Source organism: Colwellia sp. BRX10-9 (assembly GCF_014077405.1).
GTDB lineage: Bacteria > Pseudomonadota > Gammaproteobacteria > Enterobacterales > Alteromonadaceae > Colwellia_A.
On sequence record NZ_JACGVV010000043.1, the window covers coordinates 12513 to 28152 of the forward strand.

Genomic DNA, 15640 nt, shown 5'->3' on the forward strand with positions numbered 1-15640 from the left:
TGCGGCATATTCCCTCCCTTAAACGAGCAATTCACCTTAAAGTACGATCACTGAAGATATTTGTTAACAGTGGATTGATGTAAGACCCAGCGAAAATTCAAGTACTCTGACGTTAAATTTTTAAAATTTCATTAAAAACAGCCAATTAATCTATCGCTATTTATTAGCCGTGATTAAAAAATAGCGGTTTATTTACACTCGCTCATCAATTTATAACCTAAAATATAGTTCGTATACTAACTATTATTATAAGTTTTAAAGTATATTTATACCCATATATGTAGCTTATTATATTGATTTAAAATGATTTTATAGACTTACCTTCACTCTAGAACGATAACAGTAACTTGATAATTTCATTCAGAACCGTTAGAATTATAATTAATTGAACGTTCAATTAAAAATAATATTCGAGAAGTCAGTGCCTAAAATTGGAATGAAGCCCTTACGTAAACAACAGTTAATTGATGCTACCTTAGATTCCGTCGCACAATTTGGTTTACAAAACACCACAATAATAACGATCAGTCGGATCGCTGGCTTATCGTCAGGTATTATTAGTCATTACTTTGGTGGCAAGCAGCAATTAGTAGAAGCAACCGTTAAACACTTGCTTGAACAATTGAAGTTAGCGCTACTCGAACGTGTTAGAGGTCAACATCTTGAGCCAGCCGATCGACTTATGATGATTATTGAGGCTAATTTCACTCAATTGCAACGTTCTAAACCCGCAACAAAAACTTGGCTTAGTTTCTGGGCGCAATCAATGCATGAACCAGGATTGGCAAGGCTACAAAATATAAACAGCAAGCGCTTGCACAGCAATCTACTTTTTTCTTTTCGTCAATTATTAAATGACGATTTAGCACTCATCGCCACTAAGCAGGCAGCAGCTATGATAGATGGTTTTTGGTTACGTAGTGCATTAAGCCCAAGTCCTGAAGAAGAGTTCAGGCAAGCCGAGCAATTTTGTAAAAAATTTATAGTCGATCTGCTTAAGCAGTATGGAGAAATATCTTGTCATTAGTATGTTATAAAAACTTTATCGATGGTGCCTACATGGCAAATGATAGCGGCGAAACATTTGAAGTAATTAACCCAGCAACAGGGAAAGTTATCTACAAAGTTGAAGTTGCTGACGAAAAAATTAAACAGCAGGCAATTGCAAGCGCGCAACGTGGATTTGCTACTTGGTCTGCAATGAGCGCAATTGAGCGAAGTCGTATTTTACTTAAAGCGGTTGCCTTATTACGTGAACGTAACGATGAGTTGGCTAAAGTAGAAGTACTTGATACAGGTAAGCCATGGCAAGAAGCCTCAGTAGTCGATGTAGCATCAGGTGCAGACTCGATTGAATTCTTTGCTGGGTTAGCGCCAGGTGTTGAAGGTAATCAACAGTCGGTAGATGGCGATTTTTATTACACGCGTCGCGAGCCATTAGGCATTTGCGCAGGTATCGGTGCTTGGAATTACCCACTACAGATAGCTTGTTGGAAAGCAGCACCAGCGCTTGCCTGTGGTAATTCAATGATTTTTAAACCTTCAGAAGAAACACCTTTAGGCGCTTTAAAACTTGCAGAGATATTTACAGAAGCAGGTATTCCTAATGGCGTATTTAATGTTGTTCAAGGGGCCGGTGAGGTAGGTGCGTGGTTGTCTCATCATACAGAAATTGCCAAAGTGTCTTTTACCGGAGAAGTCGGTACCGGTAAAAAAGTGATGGCAGCAGCCGCTACTACACTTAAAGATGTCACCATGGAGCTTGGTGGTAAGTCGCCATTAATTATTTTTGATGATGCTGATGTCGATAATGCGGTTTCTGCAGCGATGTTAGGTAATTTTTATACTCAAGGCGAAGTTTGTACCAATGGTACACGCGTATTCGTTCAAAAATCTATTTATCCCGTTTTTATTGAAAAGTTACTTCAGCGCACTAGCCAAAATATAATTGCCGGTGACCCTATGGTAGAAGAGACTAACTTTGGTGCACTGATTTCTTTAAAGCATTTAAATCTAGTGATGAAATACATCAAGCTTGGCGTTAGTGAAGGGGCAACCTTATTACATGGCGGGAAAACCCTTCAGCCAGACAATGCACCGGGTGGTTATTTTGTCGCTCCTACTATTTTTACCGACTGTACTGATCAAATGACTATTTGCCGCGAAGAAATTTTTGGGCCAGTGATGTCTGTATTAACATTTGATGACGAAGACGAGGTAATAAAACGCGCAAACTCGACTGACTTTGGTTTAGCCGCAGGTGTGTTTACACAAGATATTACTCGTGCTCACCGAGTGACCCATCAAATGGAAGCAGGAATTTGTTGGATAAATAGTTTTGGTGCTTCTCCGGCTCAAATGCCTGTTGGCGGTTATAAGCAATCTGGCGTTGGCCGTGAAAATGGTCTGGTAACACTCGATTATTACACGCAAATAAAAGCGGTGTATGTTGGGTTACAGCCATTAGACAGCCCGTTTTAATAAAGTTAAAGCTTAGTTAGCGTCCTTAAGCCTTGAATAGTTGCCAAAATTAAATGTTGGCAACCAAAGTAATAAAGTTGAGTGTTAAATGAACAGTGATAATTATGATTACATTATAGTCGGTGCCGGCTCTGCTGGTTGTGTATTAGCGAACCGTCTAAGTGAAGACAGCAACAGTAAAGTCTTGTTACTTGAGACTGGCGGCAGTGACAAAAGCATTTTTATTCAAATGCCTACCGCCTTATCTATTCCGATGAATACCAAGAAATATGCATGGCAGTTTGAAACAGAGCCAGAGCCTAATCTTGATGGCCGACGTATGCATTGCCCTCGTGGTAAAGTATTAGGCGGCTCATCTTCAATCAACGGCATGGTGTATGTTCGTGGACACGCGCGTGATTTTGATGAATGGCAGGAAAACGGCGCCCAAAACTGGGATTACGCTCATTGTTTACCGTATTTCAAAAAAGCAGAAACATGGGCATTTGCCGGTGATGAATATCGTGGAAAAAATGGACCACTGGGCGTTAATAATGGCAACCAGATGAAAAACCCATTATATAAGGCCTTTGTTGATGCAGGTGTTGAGGCCGGATATAGTGCAACCAGTGACTATAATGGTACTCAGCAAGAAGGCTTTGGACCAATGCACATGACGGTAAAAAAAGGGGTGCGCAGTTCAACCGCTAACGCCTATTTACGACCAGCAATGGCACGTGCAAATTTAACCGTGATAACTCATGCTTTAGTACATAAAGTATTACTTAATGGCAAAAAAGCAGTTGGCGTACGTTACGAACGCAACGGAAAAACAGTTGACGTTGCTGCTAATAAAGATGTTGTTTTATCAGCAGGTCCTGTTGGCTCGCCCCACATACTGCAACTATCAGGTATTGGTCCTAAAGCTGTCCTTGAGGATGCCGGTATTGAATTGATACATGATTTACCTGGCGTTGGCGAAAACTTGCAAGATCATCTTGAGTTCTACTTCCAATTTAAATGTAAGCAGCCGATCACCTTAAATGGCAAGTTAGATTGGTGGAGTAAATTGCAGATTGGTGTTCGTTGGATCCTAACAAAGAAAGGATTAGGCTCGACTAATCACTTTGAATCTTGTGGATTTATTCGCTCTAAACCAACCGCAGAATGGCCAGATATTCAATATCACTTTTTACCTGCAGCGATGCGTTATGACGGCAAAGAGGCCTTTGCAGGTCATGGTTTTCAGGTGCATGTTGGTCATAATAAACCAAAAAGTAGAGGTTTTATTAAGGCTTTGTCAAGTGATCCTAAAGCACACCCGCAAATACGCTTTAATTACCTTGAGCACGAAGAAGACCGCGAAGGTTTTCGTGCCTGTGTTCGCCTAACCCGAGACATTATCAATCAAAGCGCATTAGATAAATATCGAGGTGAAGAAATACAGCCAGGCATTGGTATCCAAAGTGATGACGAAATTGACACTTTTGTTCGTCAATTTGTTGAAAGTGCTTACCATCCGTCATGTTCATGCAAAATGGGCACAGATGAATTGTCGGTTGTAGATCCCCAAACCCGAGTACATGGTATTGAAGGGTTAAGGGTTGTTGATTCGTCAATATTTCCAACTATTCCTAACGGTAATTTAAATGCACCAACCATAATGGTCGCTGAACGTGCCGCCGACATTATTCGTGGCCGAGAAGTTTTATCGCCATCAAACGCCCCTGTCAGCTTAGTGCAAAATTAATAGCAATTGCGCACTAAAGCCAAATCTAAAAATTAACTAACGTTAATCGTCAGTACGCGGTTAGATCTTAATTTTCGCCATCAAGATATTTTCATGATGGCGACAATTGAAATCTTCAGCTTAAATTTGCCGTGTACTTTTATAAACCTCAAAGAGGAGTACTACTTGTTTATATTAATTAATACCTTACTCAGGAGACAACTATGACTACATGGTTATCAGCTGGGCTGATATTTACCTTCACCGCCATCGCCTTTGTATTATATCGGTGGGGCAATATTCGCTGTGTCGGTGTAACACCGGTTAAAACATTTACCTTTATTGCTATATTGTTTACCTCTGGGCTAGATGTTGGCTTGATCATGTTTCCGTTAACCGAATTTGCCGGATATGCTGATTTAGCAACCAACCCCGAATATGGATTTACTAACCCGTTGGCCATAGAGTTTGGCTACTGGGCATTTCTTATCTGGGGATTTTACTTTCTAACTTGTTTCTATTTTTGTGTGATTGAACCTCGTGTACGTTTTTTTGAAATTCCACTGGTTAAACTGGTAAATAACGTAGTTATTATTGGTACCTGTGCTTTTACCGCCTATTTATTATTAACCAATTTACCTTGGTATATGCCTGAACTTGGCGATGGTGAATCTATTGTTAGTAGCTTCTATTTGATTGTATTTTTAGTCATAGCTGCAGCGGTTTATTCAAGTACTAATATTCGTTACGTAAAAATATTAAGTTTGGCAACTACTTGGTTATTTTTGGCATTGATTGGTCTAATGTGGGGTGGGGCTTTTCTTTCAGAAACCTCAAGTATTGGTGAGTTTGCCAACACTATCGCGATGATTGGCGGTTACTTTGGTAATATCCACGAATTTGCTTTGCCTCTTAATGATTACCATGAATTTTACCTTTATTGGTGGTTTGCTTGGAGCATTATGATTGGCCAGTTTACTTCTCGGTTTGTTGGAGGTCTTCGTACTTATCAAGTATTGGCAGCGATGTTGGTTTTTCCTTCTATTCCAATCGCCATATGGTTCTCAGTACTGTATTACTACAGTGCAAATGGGCTAGAGACCGCTGGTTTCTATAATATCGCGATGGCATTTGTTGGCATAACCTTCGTTATTAACTCACTTGATTCATTGATCCGTCTCTATACTGATAATTTGAACTTGAGTGTTGCAAGGCTGGGCAGAGTGAAATATTTCTTCGGCAACTTAATTGCTCTTAGTTTACTTACCCTGTTATTTAAATTAGATTTCTTGCAAATCCAATGGGTTGGCGCTGTCGTTATTGGACTCTTTTTTACTTGCTTTGGTTATATCCTGTTTAACAAGTTTAAAGCCGTTAGCGAAATTGAGCGTTCACCGAAAGAAAATAAAATTGATTTTACTAAAATCGAATTAGTCGAATAGCACCGACCATTTTGTATTTGAATACTAAATAAAAAGAGAAACTAAATGAATAAAAGTATTATAGCTATAGCCGCAAGTTGCCTATTAACATTATCTTCAACCGCACTAGCTGATGTGTCTGCAACAGTTAACATAGCCTCTGATTATACCTTTAACGGTGTTAGCCAAACAGGCAACGATCCAGCATTACAAGCGAGTTTGGATTATGCAGATGATAGCGGCTTTTATGCTGGAACTTGGGCGTCAAACGTGGACTTTGGTCGCTATGAAGACACTAACATTGAGTGGGATGCCTATGTTGGTCAATATTTTCAACTTAACGAAAAAATAGGACTAGATGCAGGTATTGCTTACTATACGTACCACGGCGATAACGTGTCAGATACATACAACTATCCTGAAGCTTATGCAAAATTTGGCTACAGTTCATCAATGGGTAACAGTGAAGTAAACTTTTGGTATAGCTGGGATTATTTTGGTCTTGATGTTAATCATTATATTGCTATGGTTGCTCATACGTTTGAAGTTAAACCGGGTCATAATATTAAGGTAAGTTTTGATCGTTCAATATCAGCGAATAAAGATAAATGGTCGTGGAACGCCAAAGATGCTTACAACCATTACCGCGTTGAATATATGACCAATTGGAACGGCTTTGATGTTGATCTTGCTCTTGAAGATACAAATATGAACATTGATTTGGCTGATACCCGTGTCGTGTTATCTGTATCTCATACCTTCAGCTTATAATTGTATTGAATTAAGTAACGTTTATTGTAGGTAGTTCAACGAGCTATCGACTTATTATCTAAGCCTCAGTGGTTATCACTGAGGCTTTTTTTAGTGTTATGGATAAACAGCAACCGTAGTTTTTAGGCTTGTTTATACCCGGTCACCATGACTTTATTAGCTAATTTACCCCTTTAAAAGACGAATACCTGACTAATTAAAAGATTTACTCTTCCTGAAATTGCGCTATCCCTGTATTATCACCCGATAAAATTTACGTTAATTAATGTTTAAAACATTCAGTGATATAAAGAGCGATCATGACTAAACCACTTAAGCCCCAAAGCAATGCTATGCTAAAAAGAGCCCACGAAAATATGCCGTTAGGGGTTGCAGACAGCTACCGTTATTGGGGTGAAGAAAACACCGTATTTTTAAGCAGCATGAAAGGCTGTACCATCACCGATTGTGATCAACAAACGTTTGTTGATTTTCGTTTAGCCTATGGCCCAATTATTCTTGGTTATCGTGACGAACGCGTAGACAATGAAGTGATTAACGCGATCACTAGCGTTGGCACCATTTCGGGTTTCTCTACCGGTCTTGATTCTGATGTGGTTGAATTGGTGAAGTCACTTTGCCCTAATATCGATAAAATGCGCTTTGCTAATTCAGGTACCGAAGCGGTTATTGGCGCAGTGCGCACCGCTCGTGGATTTACAAAACGTAATAAAATAGTCGTGGTTGAAGGTGGCTTTCATGGACTGCATGATGAAGTGATGTGGAAATCTGATGTAGATAACTGGGAAGTCACTGATGAAAACGCGCCTGAAATTATACCTTTTGGCGCAGGTATCCCACAAAGTACGCGTGAACATCAAGTAAGTGTACCGCTTAACGATTTTAAAGCTATCGATACTGTTTTCGCTGAACATGGTCATGATATTGCGGCTATATTGATTGAACCTATCATGGGTAACTGTGGCTCGATTGCCTCAACGCAAGCCTATATGCAAAAGTTGCGTGACGCTTGTGATACCAATGGTTCTTTGCTAATTATGGACGAAGTCAAAACGGGTTTTCGTGTTGCCAAGGGCGGAGCACAAGCCTTATATGGTATATATGCTGATTTAACCACGTATGCAAAAGCTATGGGCAACGGTTACCCGATTGCTGCTTTTGGTGGTAAAGCTAATGTTATGGATGCTATATCATTTGCAAAAGACGGGGTAACTCACGGCGGCACTTATACCGCTAATATGGTGGCACTGAGCGCAGCTAAAGCGACATTAACCGTGCTTAAAGAAACAGATGCACTTGAAACGATTGCGACAGTAGGTCAAAAAATTCAAGCGTTACTCTCAAGAGTATTTACAAAATTTGATATTGAACATTGTTTTGCAGGACCCGATGCAATGTTTGGCGTACATTTTGGTAGTGAAGTGCCACAAAATTATCGTGATTGGAAAAAAACTAACAGTGATCTTTATACGCAATTCGCGCTTAACTTAATCGACAATGGCGTGATGTTAGAGCCGGATTCACGTGAACCTTGGTTTATTTGTGAAGCCCACCAAACTGTCGATCTTAAGTGGTTAGAGCAAGTTGCTGAGCAATCAATGAGCGCCGCGATTAACGCGCAGTAACTAGAAGTTTTTTTCAATTTGTAGACCTAACTTATTATTTAGGTAGCCTAGTAGTAAAAGTTTATCGCTATTGATTCGACGTCAATTAGCGATAAATGGACTAAATTTTCATTGCTTAATGCCATGTTAAGCAGTGAAACCTAAAATGGATGTTAATCCTCAATGTTATGCTTTTTATAAAGTGATTTAATAAGTAACAACTATATCAATCACTTAAAGGTAACGCGTTACTTTTGGTTGAGCGTATTTATATTGGCTTAGCCATGGAGTGGTTAAATATCTAACGATGTTAGTAAAAGCACAAGCACTTTAAAAACATATACGGCTAAGGTACAAAAGCCCTGACTACTAATCAATAGATTCAAAGGATATGAGTAATACTATGAGCATAAAATTCAGCCCACTTTCTAAATATGACGTTAATTATAGAAATGTTATTGAGCTTTATAAAGAGGCTTTTACGACGGTAAGGCTTGTTCCTTCTTGGTTGCTTCGCTTCATATTGAGAAAAGGGAAGGACGGCTTTAGCGTTCTTTATGAAAATAATAACTGGATTGGTTTAATCTATCTTACCGAGTATAAAGATACTGTTTTTGTTCATTTCTTTGCTATAGCAGAGGATCAGCGTTCGTCTGGTTATGGGAGTAAGGTATTAGACGCATTGAAAGAGAAGCATGAAAACAGAATTGTATTAAATATTGAAGAACTTCAAGTACAACAACAAAACTATCCACAACGAGTTAAACGAAAAGCATTCTATTTAAACAATGGCTTTAGTTCTTCTGGTTACCTAGTTAAAGAGCCAGGGGAGGTACTTGAAATGCTAATACATGGTGGCAGTATCTCCAAAGAAGAGATAGAAGCGATCTATAAAAATCTTTTTGGGGGTCTTTTGGGTTCACTTTACCGGCCTAAAATAATACCCATTAATGAATAATGTCAACCGTGTATCAAAACAGTCAGTCTCAATGAGGCTAAAATGGCTAGATTAAAAAAGTAACATCGAGAAATACAGCAAGAGAACTGCACTTTTGGTCAGTACCTTTTCTTTGCAGCGGAAATTATAGGTTTACTGTTACTGTTGCGTTTTTCACAGCCACTTATTAAACCTATATATAACAAACCTACTAATAAGTAGCATTCATTAATTGTAGCGCTTGACTCCATCTCATTGCATTTTACTAATGAGCGGGTTATTGCTGTTATTATGCAATTAAGATTTCACTCTCCAACAATAAGAAAAACAAAAATGACAAGTAGAAAAATACATAGACTTATAGGTTTAATCCTCATATTACCAATGTTTGGTTGGACAATTACCGGTGTCATATTTTTTATAAAACCCGGCTACAAAGGGGCTTATGAACAATTATCATTAAAAACTTATCCCCTAGAAACACAGTTATTAGTTGATCCAAAAGAAAATTGGAGTGAAGTTAAACTCATCAAAACTATTTTAGGGCATCATTTATTGGTTAAATCACAAGGAAAAACGGAACATTTAGACCCTGTTACGCTTCAAGTTAAAGGGTTGCCAACTAAGTTAGAATATAAACGCCTTATTGATGATGCGCTTTCAGAAAACAAAGAACGTTATGGCGACATTACTTCTATTGATGGAACAAATGCAAAAACTAGCACAGGTGTTGAAATAAATCTTGATTGGGTAAGCTTAAGGTTAAGCCAGAAGGGCGATGATACTAAGTTAATCAACAGACTTTATAAAATTCATTACCTTCAATGGACGCCATTTAAAAATGTAAATTTAGTTTTTGGCGTTTTAGGTTTATTACTATTAGCAACCCTAACCACCTTTGGTATCAGGCTTTACATTAAAAATAGAAAGTAATTGCTTAGTGGAGGTATCGGTATTAACCGATACCATACCCGGTGTTCGCACCAAACCTAGATAGGGATATAAACACTTATTAAATAAAAGTGCGTTAGGTATAGCTTATCTAATGGCATTTTATCCTGCTGTTTATTTTTACATCAGTAAATAATAAATAATTATGCTTAATTTCAATCATCATATATATTTAATAGGGGTATAACTAAGAAAGGGCACCTAAGTGACTAATAGTGAACAACAATTAGAGTTTATACGTTTATTATCATTAGATTCAGAAACTAATTTCACCAATACAGAGCATTTTTCTTTCGCGATGAAAAAGCTGTCAATGCTTTTGAATAGTCCATTCTTTATTTTTACCGTAGTTTACAAAGATATTCAAAATAAAAAGTCACATTACAATAGTTACTGTTTGAACACGCAAAATAATGAGCCAAGTGAAGAGCGTGTCGTTGTTAATGTAAATCAAAGCGAATTACCCGACACTATTTGTTTATTAAATCGTCAATTACAAGAAATAAAACAAAGTAAAAGCCAAGTCACTGTTAGTTTCTTAAACAAAACAGATTTTAGCGATTCTCAAGACGATAATTGCTTTGTGTTACCCTTTACTGTGGATGATGAGCTTATAGGTGTAATTAGCTATCAAGCGAATACGCCTAATACCGTGATTAAAACATCTAGCCCGCTCTATCAATTTATTCATTATGTTTTTTCTGCCGACCATACAAATAGGCAAAAAGGTACACAAATCAACACGCTTCAAACCGTATTGAACCTAATGCCACAGCGTGTTTTTTGGAAAAATAGAGAATCTGTTTATTTAGGAAGTAATAAAGCTTTTTCAAATGATGCCCATCTTAATTCGCCTTCTGACATTGTTGGAGTGACTGATTTTGATATATTTCCAGAACAGGCAGAGCTGTATAGGTCAGATGACGCTCATACAATGACCTCAAGAGAGCACTTAATCGCTTCAGAAGAACCTCAAACCCATGCTAATGGAAAAACCATCTGGTTACGCACTTCTAAACGACCGATTATTAATGAGTTTAATGAAGTTATTGGTATCGTTGGTACTTACGATGACATTTCTGAATTAAAAAATATGCAGGTCGAGTTAAGTAAAGCTCGAGATGAATTAGAAGAAAAAGTTGAAGAGCGTACGAAAGAACTAAGTCAAACTTACAAAAAATTAGCCGTAGCATTTGAATCATTAAAGTCAACACAAGACCAGCTTGTTGAGTCTGAAAAAATGGCGGCCTTAGGTAATTTAGTTGCCGGTGTTGCCCATGAGATTAATACGCCTCTTGGTATTGCTGTAACGGGGGCTAGTAATTTAGAGCATAGCGCGCAACTGATTAAAAAAGCGGTGGAAAGTGGAAAAATTAGAAGAACAGCGTTTGTTAATCAATGTAACAGCTTGATTGGTAGTAGCGATATAATTTTACGTAATTTAGAGCGGGCCTCTGAATTGGTAAGAAATTTTCAGAGGATAGCCGTTGACCAATCAAATGACGAAAAACGCACAATTAATTTCTTTAAATATTTAAATGATATTATTTCGACATTGTCTTCTCGAGTTAGTGAAAAGAATATAAAAATATTTTTATCAGGAGATGAAACCTTACCCCTTTTAACATCACCAGGTACGATTGCACAAATAGTAACTATTTTGATTGATAACGCCTTAACTCATGCATTTAAAGAAATAATTAATGGTCAGATAAAAATCAGTTTTAAAGTACAAAATGAAATGCTAATGCTTACGGTGCAAGATAATGGTTGTGGTATTGAAGTGGGAAAGATAGAAAAAGTGTTTGAACCTTTTTATACAACGCAACGGCAAAAAGGTTCTGGTCTAGGGCTAAGTATTCTCTATAACCTAGTCACTCAAAGTTTGAACGGTAAAGTTACCTGTTTTAGTACGGTTGATGAATCTACACAATTTGTTATCGCATTACCCTTAGATTAATAAACATCTTATATAAACTAAGTGCTGGGGTAATGTATGCTTTGATTTTTCGAGTCGTTTATATGAAAAATCAAAATGACTTATTTGAGTTAAGCTCCATACTAACGGTTAAGCCATCCCAAGCGTAAACATATAAGCAATACGAACATGTAAAAGCTAATGTTTTTTTGTTACCCTTTAAGCCGATGTCATAGAATTTCAAACAATAAATAGTTAAATGTTTGTGTTCTATATTGTTAACCAATAATTATTTGCCTGTTGATCAGGTATTAATCGCACAGGAGTTTTGATGAAGTATTTTGCATATGGTTCAAACATGTCCCTTATAAGACTTCAACAAAGGGTGCCAAGTGCCCAAAAAATTGACACAGTAAGTCTTAAAAATCATCAGTTGCGTTTTAATATGAGTGGCAAAGATGGATCAGGTAAATGCGACTCTTTTTATACGAATAATAGTGATGACGTGGTCGTAGGCGCTCTTTTTGAGATAGATGAAAATGAGAAACCCATTTTAGATAGAGCCGAAAGTTTAGGGTCTGGGTATAATGAAAAAACAGTATCCGTAATAAATGAACAGGGAAAAACGTTCGAAGCACTAATTTATTGCGCAATTAAAATAGACCCTTCATTAAAACCATATACTTGGTACCTAAATCACGTCATTGTTGGGGCAAAAGAAACAAAGCTATCTACGGATTATCTCGCTATTATCGAATCTGTTGTCTGTATAGAAGATCCAAATAAAGAGAGAGAAACAAAGGAACGGGCAATGTATAGTTCACACACTATTCAAAAAGACTGTGCCTGAGGAATTCAGCGATTTATAAAGGCATAAAATGGCATTTAAGCAAACAATAAGATTATTTGAGTTAGATTGGTTAATAGTTTTAAGTCAGCATTAAAAAGAGGTTAAAGCGCAACACCTTTCAGGACATGGGTTTGGGTAATATATAAAATCAAACTCTATGTAAATCTGCAATCCATGTATACCTTGAGGAATTAGGTGAATATTGAAGTGTTTATATTTGATAATCCGTATTGGGTACATACATACCGCCGTTTTTAGCGTTTTTACCTTGTTTTTTTGACTGATATAAATAATTATCGGCACACTTTAAAAGATTATAGAAATTAAAGCCGCTGTTAATATCATGCAATGCAAATCCTGAAGAAACAGTTACTGAGATATTGTTTTTCTCAAAAATAATATCCAGCTTATCTATTGATGCATTTACACGTTCACTTAAATTACCTAACTCTGTTAAGGAAATATTTTCGCACAATAAAACGAACTCATCGCCTCCCCATCTTACGAGAACGTCACTGCTACGCAATTGATTTGAAAGTGTTGTCGCTATAGCTTTTAAAACTTCATCACCTGCGGCGTGTCCATAGTTATCGTTAATCGGTTTTAAGTTATCACAATCTACCATTACTACACCGACAGACTCTTTGGTAGTGCTATCACGTCGTTCAAATCTAGACTTAAGCCCTGGTAAGTAATCATCTAAGTAATTTCTAACATAGCAACCTGTTAAATTATCGCGCATTGAATAGCTGAGTTTTTCTAGCATCATTTTATTTCTATTTTTCCAAAGTAATAGCATAACGAATGATAAAACACTTATTAGTATTATGATGAAGATAAAGAGTTGGTTATATTTTTCACTTTTTTGTATAGCTATTTGATTTAAAAGTTTTTCGTTTTCAAGAGATGCAAATTTTTTATCTATGGCTATATTTTTATCCATTTCATAGAGCATATCGACAAACGCTTTAGCTTGATTAGAGTTTTGAAATTCAACATAAGCCAAGAGATGAATCAAAGTGTTCTTGTCATCATTTAAACTCTTGTAAATTTCCGCTAGTAAATAGTTGAGTTCAGAAACCTCTGTTTTATGGCCTAATTCTATTGCTATTTTAAGTGACTCCTTTGCATGAGCTAACGCTAGAGTAAAATTTTTCTGGGTAAAATAAAATGAGGCAATACTTTGATTTGTTATTTGGCTAAGACGAACATCTTGATTATTAACCGCTAAAGAAAGTGATTGTAATAGCAATTCTTCAGCTTTGTTAGCTCTTGCCATTCTTGCGTAAGTTAATCCTTCTAGCCGCTCTAAATAACCAATGCTTTCATAAATAGACTTAGCTCTATTAATTAATTTGAGGATATCTTGATTATTGCTATCGGGTTGATTAATTTTAACACCTGATAAATAGAGTATGGTTAAATGTTCGAGCTTATTATCTCCCAGAGAGGCAGCTTTTTCCAAAGACTTATTAAGACGCAACTCTGCTAAATCATATAATTGCAATTCAGCATAAATCAAACCTAAGTTAAGCAGTGCTCTAACTTCCATTTTTTTGCCATTATGCTCAACAGCGAAGGCATTTAGCTGATTAGTATACTCAATGGCTTTAGCATACTGACCTATCAGTAAGTATGCTCGACTTACTTTGTACAGAGCACTGTTGGTATACTTATTATAAGAAGTGTTATTAAATGCTTGAATAGAATCAGCTAAATATTCTTGCCCCTTAGCCTTATTGCCAGCGTTAATATTAAGGACAGCTAAATTTGCAAAAACAGCGGGTTTGAGAAATGTATAGTCTGAGTTGTTAATTTGTGTGAGCAAGGTGGAAATAAAAGCGTTATGTTGATCGCCTTGAAGGTGTATTAGGTTTTGTAATTTTAAATAGTTATTTATTACCTCATTATCATCGTGCTCACTTTCTGCAGAAGCCAAAAAGGGGAACAAAACAACCATAAATAATATTTTAAATACCCATCGATAAGCCAACATGATACCCGTAAAAATTTTTTTTTAAGTTTAACATGGTTCTAAAAAAAACGGCATATAAAAAAGAAAGAGGACCAGTAGGCCTTAGATAAGACTCGACAATGATAAACGTTTCAATACTCTTGCAACAAAAAAACTCTAGTTGTTAATATTTATAGATTACCCGGTTTGTAATTATCAGAATAGCTGCATGCCAATGTTGAAGTATATTTGCATTACATTAACAAGCATAAGTAGGGGAAAGCAAACCACTTATTATCTTGTTTCTGATAAGAGTTAATATCATTTAATAATGGTATTTAATGAAAATATTTTTTACCGCAAGCGTTAGACAAAGTTACATATGCACATACTTTAAGATATTCTATATATTGTAGACATAAACAAAGGCTCTAAAAATAAGGCTTTTCATTATTTAATGTAGTTAAAGTTCAGCGAAGCACTTCAGCATCAAGTATTAACGCCTGAGTCAAGCCAGCAAAGATTTCTGGCCTTTATCTTAATGTTAGTAAGACAGTAATATTTGATGGCATTATTCGCGACGTCACATTACGGAGATAATTTGAATAGTCGATGGCAAAAAGATATCTGTTAGATGCCGCCATTAAAAGTTGATAATTATTACAGTTAGAAAAATCGAAGTTGCCCCACCTGATCACACACAAAATTTATAGCTTATTTACTATATTTTAAACAATAATTATTTTTACTGTTCTTTTATAAAGTTAGTGGTGTTTTCCTTTCTTTTGCCGAAATACCGAAAGATTCGGTGTTGCACCTTTTGAAATATTTAATAATAATAAAATGTTAACGTTTTTATTATGTTGTAAAGTATGATAATTGTAACTGTAAATAAACAAAGAATGCTAAGTGTGGTCTACTGCTTAGTTTTTCGGTCTAATAAGTGACTATGGTGTCAATTATTAATTCTGATTCCTTTCAGGGTCCCACATGACACCATCCCTCACCATAGAATTAAGAATAATAATCATCTTACGAACGCAGG

At 36.7% G+C, this 15640-nt stretch carries 11 protein-coding genes; 10 read left to right on the forward strand and 1 reads right to left on the reverse strand.

The annotated features are described in order from the left end of the window. Positions 1-421: 421 nt before the first annotated feature. The 10 genes from betI (at position 422) to H4J69_RS17740 (ending at position 12641) form a co-directional block, all read left to right on the forward strand. Positions 422-1027 (forward strand): transcriptional regulator BetI, encoded by a 606-nt coding sequence (betI, locus tag H4J69_RS17695; protein WP_182217268.1) that lies wholly within the window; start codon positions 422-424, stop codon positions 1025-1027. Then, positions 1018-2481 carry a betaine-aldehyde dehydrogenase gene (gene betB, locus H4J69_RS17700; protein ID WP_182217266.1) on the forward strand — a complete coding sequence of 488 codons (1464 nt, stop codon included), beginning with the start codon at positions 1018-1020 and terminating at the stop codon, positions 2479-2481. The genes betI and betB overlap by 10 nt, the downstream gene beginning before the upstream one ends. A gap of 88 nt (positions 2482-2569) precedes the next feature. Continuing rightward, complete coding sequence (gene betA / locus H4J69_RS17705) at positions 2570-4210, forward strand: choline dehydrogenase (RefSeq protein WP_182217264.1); 1641 nt, start codon at positions 2570-2572, stop codon at positions 4208-4210. 203 nt (positions 4211-4413) lie between these two features. Next, positions 4414-5631, forward strand: coding sequence for a BCCT family transporter (locus tag H4J69_RS17710; protein ID WP_182217262.1), 1218 nt, complete (start codon positions 4414-4416; stop codon positions 5629-5631). 45 nt (positions 5632-5676) lie between these two features. Beyond that, positions 5677-6381 carry a TorF family putative porin gene (locus tag H4J69_RS17715; RefSeq protein WP_182252009.1) on the forward strand — a complete coding sequence of 235 codons (705 nt, stop codon included), beginning with the start codon at positions 5677-5679 and terminating at the stop codon, positions 6379-6381. Between the two features lie 299 nt (positions 6382-6680). Continuing rightward, complete coding sequence (locus tag H4J69_RS17720) at positions 6681-8006, forward strand: aspartate aminotransferase family protein (RefSeq protein ID WP_182252011.1); 1326 nt, start codon at positions 6681-6683, stop codon at positions 8004-8006. A 382-nt stretch (positions 8007-8388) separates the two neighbouring features. Then, entirely contained in the window at positions 8389-8943 is a 555-nt protein-coding gene (locus tag H4J69_RS17725) for a GNAT family N-acetyltransferase (RefSeq protein ID WP_182252013.1), read from the forward strand. A gap of 312 nt (positions 8944-9255) precedes the next feature. After that, the gene (locus H4J69_RS17730) at positions 9256-9855 is read left to right on the forward strand and encodes a hypothetical protein (protein WP_182252015.1); all 600 of its coding nucleotides are present in this window, start codon (positions 9256-9258) and stop codon (positions 9853-9855) included. Positions 9856-10078: 223 nt separating this feature from the next. Beyond that, positions 10079-11833, forward strand: coding sequence for an ATP-binding protein (locus H4J69_RS17735; RefSeq protein ID WP_182222675.1), 1755 nt, complete (start codon positions 10079-10081; stop codon positions 11831-11833). A 289-nt stretch (positions 11834-12122) separates the two neighbouring features. Continuing rightward, the gene (locus tag H4J69_RS17740; RefSeq protein WP_182230976.1) at positions 12123-12641 is read left to right on the forward strand and encodes a gamma-glutamylcyclotransferase family protein; all 519 of its coding nucleotides are present in this window, start codon (positions 12123-12125) and stop codon (positions 12639-12641) included. Positions 12642-12852: 211 nt separating this feature from the next. Here the strand turns inward: H4J69_RS17740 and H4J69_RS17745 are convergent, their stop codons facing one another. Then, a complete protein-coding gene (locus H4J69_RS17745) occupies positions 12853-14637 on the reverse strand; it encodes a tetratricopeptide repeat-containing diguanylate cyclase (protein ID WP_182252016.1) in 1785 nt (594 codons plus the stop codon). Positions 14638-15640: the final 1003 nt, after the last annotated feature.